We start from the raw sequence: 1,983 nt of genomic DNA, 5'->3' as shown, positions 1-1,983 counted from the left end.
GCCGCGCCTGGCCCGGCGCTGCCTGAGCAGGTCCCAGCACTGGTCGAGCGCGAACTCCAGCTGCTTGATGCGCTCCTGCTCCTCGTCCGTGGTCACCTCACCCTGGGTCAGCTTGTTGCGCAGCTCGTGCTCCTCGGTGACCAGAGCACTGATCTTGGTGAGAATCTCGTCGTCCCGCATGCCTGAACTCTAGTCACTGGTCTCGTCCTGCCCCCAGCCCTGGGTCCTTTCGGCGACCTCGGCGGAAACGTGGGGGTGCGCCCGGCGGAACGTGTGACGACGCGTGATAAAACACGCCCTATGCCTGGTATTGCGCTGGTAAGGAAGCCCGGCCCCCGGATCGCCGAGGGCATCGTGACCCACATCGAGCGCGAGCCGGTCGATCCCGAACGTGCGCTTCGGCAGCACGACGCCTACGTGGCCGCGCTGGCCGCCGCCGGTTGGCGGGTCACGTACGTACCGGAGGCCGACGAGCTGCCCGACGCGCCGTTCGTGGAGGACGCCGTGGTGGTGTCGCGGCGGCTGGCCGTACTGACCAGGCCGGGGGCGCCGGAGCGGCGGCCCGAGGTGGAGTCCGTGGCGGCGGTCGTGCGGGAGTTGGGGCTCAAGGCGGTCAGGATCGCGGCGCCCGGCACGCTCGACGGGGGCGACGTACTGCAGGTCGGGCGCACCGTGTACGTCGGGAGGTCGGCGCGTACCAGCGACGACGGCATCGCCCAGCTCACGGGCCTGCTGCCGGAGCGCTGGATCGTGCCCGTGGACATGACCGGCGTGCTGCACCTGAAGTCGGCGGTGACCGCCCTGCCCGACGGGACGCTCATCGGCGACCCGCGCCACGTGGACCTGCCGGGGCTGCTGGTGCCGCCGGAGGAGGCCGGGGCGCACGTGGTGCTGCTGGGCGGCGACCATGTCCTGATGGCCGCCTCGGCACCCCAGACCGCCGCGATGCTCGAGAAGCGCGGATTTATCGTGACGAAGATTGATATTTCGGAGTTTGAGCGGTTAGAGGGGTGCGTGACCTGTCTCAGCGTGCTCGTGGCGGACTAACGGCTTCTCAGGATTTGAGACCCGGGACGGCGCATCCCGAGACGTCTGGTAGCGTGCATGGCATGCTGCGTGGGCTGCTTCTTAGCTGCCGCGGCGAGGGCCTCGCCGGCTCCCTCGCCGCGGAGCCAGTCATGCGCGTCGGCCGTTTTCTTCCGACCGACGAGGAGCCAGCAGACATGACCGCTCAGCAGCCCAGCCCCATGCCGATCCATCGCTATCAGCCTTATCAGCCCGTACGCCTGACGGACCGCACGTGGCCCGACAAGGTCATCACCAAGGCGCCCCGCTGGTGCGCGGTCGACCTGCGCGACGGCAACCAGGCCCTGATCGACCCGATGGACTCCCATCGTAAGCTCCAGATGTTCGAGCTGCTCGTACGCATGGGCTACAAGGAGATCGAGGTCGGCTTCCCGGCGGCCTCGCAGACCGACTTCGACTTCATCCGGCAGATCATCGAAGAGGACCGCATCCCCGACGACGTGGTCATCCAGGTGCTGACCCAGGCCAGGCCTGAGCTGATCGAGCGGACCTTCGAGTCCATCGAGGGCGCCAAGCAGGCCATCGTCCACCTGTACAACTCGACCTCCACCCTCCAGCGCCGCGTCGTGTTCGGCCTGGACAAGGACGGCATCACCGCCATCGCCGTCGAGGGCGCCAAGCTGGTCAAGAAGCTCGCCGACGCGACCGACGTCGACGTCTACTTCCAGTACTCTCCCGAGTCGTTCACCGGCACCGAGCTCGAATACGCCGTCGAGGTCTGCGACGCGGTCAACGACGTGTGGCAGCCCACCCCCGACCGCAAGGTCATCATCAACCTGCCCGCCACCGTCGAGATGGCCACCCCCAACGTCTACGCCGACCAGATCGAGTGGATGCACCGCCACCTCAAGCACCGCGACTCGATCGTCCTGTCCCTCCACCCGCACAACGACCGCG

General features: G+C 67.9%; 2 protein-coding genes and 1 pseudogene. 2 read left to right on the top strand and 1 reads right to left on the bottom strand.

Going from position 1 to position 1,983, the window contains the following annotated elements; all coding sequences use genetic code 11:
• A partial coding sequence (locus AB0J09_RS63535) for a DUF2630 family protein (protein ID WP_360714039.1) occupies positions 1-180 on the bottom strand: 180 nt, incomplete at its 3' end.
• A 120-nt stretch (positions 181-300) separates the two neighbouring features.
• Between AB0J09_RS63535 and ddaH the strand changes: the two genes are divergently transcribed.
• The gene (gene ddaH / locus AB0J09_RS63530; protein ID WP_360714037.1) at positions 301-1,047 is read left to right on the top strand and encodes a dimethylargininase; all 747 of its coding nucleotides are present in this window, start codon (positions 301-303) and stop codon (positions 1,045-1,047) included.
• A 176-nt stretch (positions 1,048-1,223) separates the two neighbouring features.
• A pseudogene (locus AB0J09_RS63525) lies at positions 1,224-1,983 on the top strand (2-isopropylmalate synthase); the annotation flags it as partial.

It is taken from the genome of Nonomuraea sp. NPDC049784 (genome assembly GCF_040659615.1).
Lineage (GTDB): Bacteria > Actinomycetota > Actinomycetes > Streptosporangiales > Streptosporangiaceae > Nonomuraea.
The sequence above is the reverse complement of the archived record's forward strand: the minus strand, read 5'-3'. Positions and strand labels throughout refer to the sequence as shown.